This is a genomic window from Vreelandella sp. L-15, from assembly GCF_056857635.1.
This window is the reverse complement of sequence record NZ_JBSXNN010000056.1, coordinates 111,545-117,713: the sequence shown is the minus strand read 5'-3', so window position 1 is coordinate 117,713 and position 6,169 is coordinate 111,545. Positions and strand designations below refer to the sequence as shown.

The window sequence follows — 6,169 nt, the reverse complement described above, 5'->3', positions numbered from 1 at the left end:
AGCGCTCAGAGCACACAGGCGAGCGAATTCAGCGGAACGAAGCTCAGCCCGATAATGGGGGACAGGAACCGCCGTGGTACGGATCCGTTTGCCCGGTGGTGTGAGAGGACGGGGGAGGCGACTCCCCCTCCTACTCGATCCGTTTAAGCGGAGGCTTCTTCGTCGCTTTCGGGCTTGGTGCTGCCTTGGTGGGCAAGTGGGCTGGCTTGGTCTAAACGGGGGTGGTTATCCAAGAACTCCCGTTTGAGATCCGGCATGGCATCCAGCGCTTGAATGGTGTGGTGCAGCGCATGAATAGCGGCCAGCACGTCCTGAGTATTGCCGGTTTCCGAAATGGTGTGCATGTTGCGGATGGGGAAGCCCATGGAGGTGGCCGCGCTGTCGATGGAGGCCAGCACGCCCGCCATGCCGTCGGTGCCGGTATCTACACCCACAATGTCTCGCTGCATGGGGATGTCCTGCGTTTTCGCGGCGCTGGCGATGATGCGGTTGAGCTGCTCGCTGGCAATAGAACCCACCGACAGCGTAAAGCCTTTACCCATCTCCAGCGATTGCATGCGCTTGTCGCCAATGCCAGGGGCGGCGACGTAGTCGTGATTTACATCCACGCCAATCAGCGCATCGGGCTTGAGTTCACCGGCCAGCACGCGGCTGCCGAAGCGGCCAATCTCTTCGTAGCTGGCAATGGCAAACATCACCCGCACTTTTTCGGTACCGCCCGCTTCGGCGATCAAGCGTGCGACTTCCGCCGTCACAAAGCATCCCAGGCCGTTATCCAGATACGCGCCGTAGAAGGTGTTTGGGCTAAAGCCAGGGCGAATGGGGCGGTTGAAGATAATCGAATCACCCGGACGCACGCCCAGGTTCAGCACCTGCTGCTTCTTGTTCTCGCCGTGAATCTGCAGGTCGAGATAGATCTGCTCTTTCTTAATGCCTTTGCTGCCATCGCGCTGGGCGGGGTCAGAAAAGTGGATAGCACCCAGCGCTTCCACCGTGCCGCCTTCAATGCTGCGGTAGCTGCCGGGGGCTTCCGGGTCTTCGCTGAACAGCGTGACTTCATGGCCGATCAATACGCCGGGCAGGAAGGAGTCGGTGTTGATCCAAATCTTGCCATCTTCACCAATCGAGCGAACCTGCATGCGGATTTTGTCCGCATGGCCGATGATCATCAGCTTGAACATATCATCGCGGCCTGGGTGGGTATCCAGCACCACGCCCGCATTGCCTTTAAACTGGTGCAAATGCCAGTCGCTGGGGGCGAAGCTCTCGAAGTAGGGCTTCAGCACGCCGTAGGTCATCGCGCCTTCCAGGCCAATAGGGCTGGGGGCCGCCAAAATATCGCGCATCAGTTTGAACTGCGCGTCGGGCATCGGTTGCGTCCAGGGTTTTGCAGTATCGCTCATCGTGCTTACTCGCTTATGACGGTGGTGAAACGTGAGAGTTAGTCTGCCAGATTCCGAGCACTAATGCGCTGCTTCCACATGCCACGTTTAGCCGATAGTACGGCGCTGGTTTCCGCGTATGATGGAAGATAGCTGGCTATCCATTGAAGCCACACTACCACAACAAAAATAGTGACGACGAGGGAGTGTCCATGCCTACTGCAAGCGTTCAGGCCCAGCGCTTTAAAGTGCTGTTGGCGGGGGTATTTAGCCAAATTTTATGTATCGGCATTGCGCGGTTTGCCTATACGCCGCTACTGCCGGTGATGCAGCAACAGAGCTGGGTTAGCGACGCCGATGGCGGCTGGCTAGCGGCGTTGAACTACGCAGGCTATATGCTAGGAGCGGTGCTGGCGGCCTCTATTCGCACGATTTATCTCAAAGACACGCTGTTTCGCATTGGCTTAGTGCTGGCCGTATTAACCACCGCCGGTATGGCGCTGACCGAACACTTTTGGGTATGGGCGGGGCTGCGCTTTTTGGCGGGGCTCTCCAGCAGTGGCTCGATGCTGTTGGCGTCAGGGCTGATTTTGCACTGGCTGATTCAGCACCGTCATCGGGGCGAGCTGGGCATCCACTTTGCAGGTGTCGGCATTGGCATTGTGGTGGCGGCTTTAGCCGTAGAATTGATGCTAGCGCTGGCAATGAACTGGCAAGCCCAGTGGTGGGGCTTTAGCGCGTTGGGGGCAGTGCTGCTGGTGCCTGCCTGGCGCTGGTTACCGCGCCCGGTAAAACCGGTGGTAGGCAGCGCTGCCAGTCATCAAGCACCTGCAACGCCGCCTAGCCGCACCTTTATGCGTCTTATGCTGCCCGCCTACTTTTGTGCGGGCTATGGCTATGTGATCTGCGCAACGTTTTTGGTCGCGATTGTGGAGCGCGAACCGCTGCTGGCCGGGGCCGGGAACTGGGCCTTTGCGTTGGTGGGGCTGGCCGCAGCACCCGCCGTGATGCTGTGGGATTTAATCGCGCGGCGGATTGGTTACTTAGGCGCGCTGATTGTGGCCATGCTGGTGCAGGTAGTAGGCATTGTGCTGCCTGCGATCAGCCCAACGTTACCGGGCGTGTTGATTAGCGCAGTGCTCTACGGCGGCACGTTCCTGGGTTGCGTCAGTTTAGTGCTGACCATGGCGGGTAGGCTGTACCCCGCCAGCCCCGCCCGCTTGATGGGACAAATGACGTTGGCCTACGGCGCAGCGCAGATTGTGGCCCCTGCGCTCACCGGCATGCTTGCGGAAGCCTCTGGTCATTATTATGTGGGCCTATGGCTGGCTGGTGGCTTTGTGGGGGCTGGGGCGCTGCTGTTGGCGTGGTTGCGCAGAGTGGATCAAACCGCCCAGCGGCTAGATGCCGAGGCAAAAGCAAGCTATGCCACGCCGTGATACGTGGGCATTCGCGACAAAATCCACTAGGATAGGCGCTTTTTTCTGACAGGGTGGAAGGTCATGGCGTCTTCTGGGCAACCTCGCATTCAGTGGCTAGGCCGCTGGGGCTTTATGTTGGCAGCCACCGGCTCGGCGGTGGGGCTAGGCAATATTTGGAAATTCCCTTATATCACTGGGGAGTATGGCGGCGGCGCCTTCGTACTGGTCTATTTAGCGTGCATCTTAGCGGTGGGCGTACCGGTAATGATGACCGAAATTGCGTTTGGTCGCCGGGGGCGTGGTAGCCCCATTGATGCTATTCGCCGTGTAGTGAATGAGTCTGGCCGCTCCTCTATGTGGTCGTTGATTGGCTGGATGGCCATGCTGTGTGGCTTTATGGTGCTATCGTTTTACGTCGTGGTGGCCGGCTGGTCCTTCTCCTATTTATGGAAAATGCTCACCGGCGGCTTGGCGGGCACCAGTGTGGACGAGATGGCGGCCGTGTTTGGTGCCAATAACGCTAACCCCATCACGCTGGGTGGCTGGAGTACCCTGGTCACGCTGCTGACCATGATCATTGTCGGTAAAGGCGTTCAGGAAGGCATCGAGAAAAGCGTTAGCTGGATGATGCCGGGGCTGGTGCTCATGCTGGTGTTGCTGATTGGATTCGGCATGTTTTCCGGCGGTTTCGGCGACGCGGTTGATTTCCTGTTCTCTTTTAAGGCGGGCAGCCTCTCTAGTGAAGGGATGTTGGCGGCCTTGGGCCACGCTTTCTTTACGCTCTCATTGGCGTCGGGTGCCATCCTGACTTACGGCAGCTACTTGCCTAAAGATGCCTCCATTGGCCGCACGACGCTGAGCGTGGCCGTGGCGGATACCGTGGTAGCACTGATGGCAGGGTTAGCAATTTTTCCAGTGATTTTTGCCAACGGCATGGACCCCGGTGAAGGCCCAGGGTTACTGTTTATGAGCCTGCCGTTAGCGTTCCAGGCGATGCCGCTGGGCACGCTGTTCGGAGCGCTGTTCTTCTTAATGCTCTCCATGGCCGCACTAACCTCCTCAATTTCCATGGTGGAAGCAACGGTCTCTTGGTTGTGCGATAACAAAGGCATGAGCCGTAAATCCGCCTCGTGGGCCACCGGTATTGTGCTGTGGCTGATCAGCACGCTGGCGATGCTGTCGTTCAACCTGGGCGCTGATTGGACGCTGGCAGGCAAGAACTTCTTTGATTGGCTGGACTACCTCACCTCCCGTTGGATGATGCCGCTGGGTGGCCTGGGCATGGTGCTACTGGCCGGTTTTGTGCTGAAAAGCGAAACCTTCCGCGACGAGCTGGGGCTGGCGCCGCTGCCCTATACGCTGTGGCTGGCCATGGTGCGCTACGTGAGTCCGCTGGGTATTTTGGTGATTTTTGTCGATGCCCTTGGCCTGTACCAAGTCTCTTTTGCTGCCCACTGGCCGGTGCTGCTAGCGCTGCTGCTCCTGGTGGCAGTGGTGGGCGAAGCCATTAGCCCGCGCCTTCGCCAAGCGCTTTCCGCCCGCTAAGCGCTGCTGTTCACGCTTCACCCTGGCGGCGGCAATCGCGCCAGGGTGAGTGCCTGCCTCCATTAACTCATCCCAACAGGTGGTGTAGCGTCTTGAGCGGTGCTCACAGCGCAGCTGCCAAGGCGCGTCGGCGTCAGTCATCCCAAAGCGCAACGTGCCTTGCCCCATCTTCTGATTAATCTCGTCTACCGCCTTCATCAAGTGAGGGTGCGCCTTGGTGGTTGGCTGTAGCAGAGAGAGCTGATACTGCTGTGCATCCACCAAGTCCAGCAGCATCACGCCTGCCTTCATAAACTGAAAGCCAGGGCGATACATCTGGTCGAGCCCTTCGCGAACGGCTTCCAGAATGACGCGAGTATCGTCGGTGGGCGCTTCAAGCGGAATCATCGCGCTAGGCGACAGCTGGGGCTGGTCCTTGCGGTGGCGGTTGGTGTTTAAAAACAGCAGGACGGCGCGGGCAAGGCTGCCTTGCTGGCGCAACTTTTCGGCACTGCGCTGGGCGTGGCGGCGCAGCGCCGCGTGAAGCTCCTCTTTTACGCCGGTGGCTTTACCAAACGAGCGTGAGGTCATGATACGCTGGCGGGGTTGCTCAACGGCATTCAACTCTAGGCAGGGCGTACCGCGCAGCTCTAAGGCGGTGCGGGCTAGAACCACCGAGAAGCATTTGCGTAGCCGTTTGGGGTCGTGCTCCCGCAAATCCCAGGCGGTACGAATGCCGCTGACCGCTAGTCGTTCGGCAAGACGCCTGCCTACTCCCCACACATCGCTTACCGGCAGCTGTTTCAGCACTGCTTGGGTGGTAGCGCTTTCACCGTGGAGTAAACACACTCCTGCGTAGTGAGGCTGTTTTTTGGCTAGGTGATTGGCGAGCTTCGCCAGTGTATGCGTAGGGGCCAGCCCGATACACACCGGAAGCCCCAAATAGCGACGAATGCGGCGGCGCAGTGCTGTGCCCAGCGCTTGGCACTGGGTGTCACTGAGGCCATCCAGATAAATAAACATCTCATCAATCGAGTAGGGGGCCACTTCGGGGCACGTATCGCGCAGCAGCTGGGCAAGCCTCGCTGACATATCGCCGTACAGCTCGTAGTTAGAAGAGAGCAGGTGGATTACCCCGCGGCGGCGTAGCCCCTCTAACTGGTATGCGGGCGTGCCCATGGCGATCTCCATGGCTTTCATCTCTGCTGAGCGGGCAATCACGCAGCCGTCGTTATTCGACATCACGCCAACGGGTTTGCCTTCCAACGCCGGATTGAACACCCGCTCACAGGAGACATAAAAATTATTGGCATCCACCAGCCCGATCACGGCAGATACTCGTGAATCACCGCGCGCACCACACCCCATAGCTGGCAGTCGGTACCTTCCAGGGGCAGCGGCGGATAGTGGGGGTGGGCCGAGCAGAGGTGCGGCGTGCCGCGATGCAGCGCATAGCGTTTGATCAGCACTTCTTCATCCAGCATGGCGACCAAAATATGCCCTAGGCGCGGCGTGACGCTGCGGTCGACGACCAGTAAATCACCGTCAAAGATGCCCCAACCCTCCATGCTGTCCCCTGTCGCGGTGAGGTAAAACGTTTGGGTAGGGTGCTTGATCAGCCGCGCATTGAGGTCGAGAGTGCGCTGCTCGTAATCTTGGGCAGGAGAGGGAAAGCCGCTAAAGCCTGCACGGCCTGTGAGCAGAGGAAAAGGCAGCGGCTGAGAAGTTAACGGCAAGGCTGTCGCAACCACGGTTGTTGCAAAATGGATGGGTTGAGACGGCATCGTCGGCATCCTCATGAATAAATGGTGTGTTTATGTACAGTGTGTTTAAACAGTATTT

At 58.7% G+C, this 6,169-nt stretch carries 5 protein-coding genes; 2 read left to right on the top strand and 3 right to left on the bottom strand.

Features of this window, described 5'->3' with window-relative positions; genetic code table 11:
• Nucleotides 1-143: 143 nt before the first annotated feature.
• On the bottom strand, nucleotides 144-1,403 hold the full coding sequence (locus AC13CY_RS08220; RefSeq protein WP_172515620.1) for a M20/M25/M40 family metallo-hydrolase: 1,260 nt from the start codon (nucleotides 1,401-1,403) through the stop codon (nucleotides 144-146).
• A gap of 191 nt (nucleotides 1,404-1,594) precedes the next feature.
• On the opposite strand from AC13CY_RS08220, the gene AC13CY_RS08215 reads away from it, so the two are divergent.
• Nucleotides 1,595-2,821 carry a YbfB/YjiJ family MFS transporter gene (locus tag AC13CY_RS08215; protein WP_172515621.1) on the top strand — a complete coding sequence of 409 codons (1,227 nt, stop codon included), beginning with the start codon at nucleotides 1,595-1,597 and terminating at the stop codon, nucleotides 2,819-2,821.
• Between the two features lie 63 nt (nucleotides 2,822-2,884).
• On the top strand, nucleotides 2,885-4,348 hold the full coding sequence (locus AC13CY_RS08210) for a sodium-dependent transporter (RefSeq protein WP_172515622.1): 1,464 nt from the start codon (nucleotides 2,885-2,887) through the stop codon (nucleotides 4,346-4,348).
• Here the strand turns inward: AC13CY_RS08210 and AC13CY_RS08205 are convergent.
• Both AC13CY_RS08205 and AC13CY_RS08200 read right to left on the bottom strand, forming a co-directional pair.
• Nucleotides 4,271-5,656 carry a Y-family DNA polymerase gene (locus AC13CY_RS08205; protein WP_172515623.1) on the bottom strand — a complete coding sequence of 462 codons (1,386 nt, stop codon included), beginning with the start codon at nucleotides 5,654-5,656 and terminating at the stop codon, nucleotides 4,271-4,273. The two genes, AC13CY_RS08210 and AC13CY_RS08205, sit on opposite strands and share 78 nt — an antisense overlap.
• A complete protein-coding gene (locus tag AC13CY_RS08200; protein ID WP_074210859.1) occupies nucleotides 5,653-6,111 on the bottom strand; it encodes a LexA family protein in 459 nt (152 codons plus the stop codon). The genes AC13CY_RS08205 and AC13CY_RS08200 overlap by 4 nt, the downstream gene beginning before the upstream one ends.
• Nucleotides 6,112-6,169: the final 58 nt, after the last annotated feature.

What these genes read in the sequence shown, in the direction of transcription:
- AC13CY_RS08220 (WP_172515620.1), bottom strand. Translation starts at nt 1,403, where the DNA reads ATGAGCGATACTGCAAAACCCTGGACGCAACCGATGCCCGACGCGCAG.
- AC13CY_RS08215 (WP_172515621.1), top strand. Translation starts at nt 1,595, where the DNA reads ATGCCTACTGCAAGCGTTCAGGCCCAGCGCTTTAAAGTGCTGTTGGCG.
- AC13CY_RS08210 (WP_172515622.1), top strand. Translation starts at nt 2,885, where the DNA reads ATGGCGTCTTCTGGGCAACCTCGCATTCAGTGGCTAGGCCGCTGGGGC.
- AC13CY_RS08200 (WP_074210859.1), bottom strand. Translation starts at nt 6,111, where the DNA reads ATGCCGTCTCAACCCATCCATTTTGCAACAACCGTGGTTGCGACAGCC.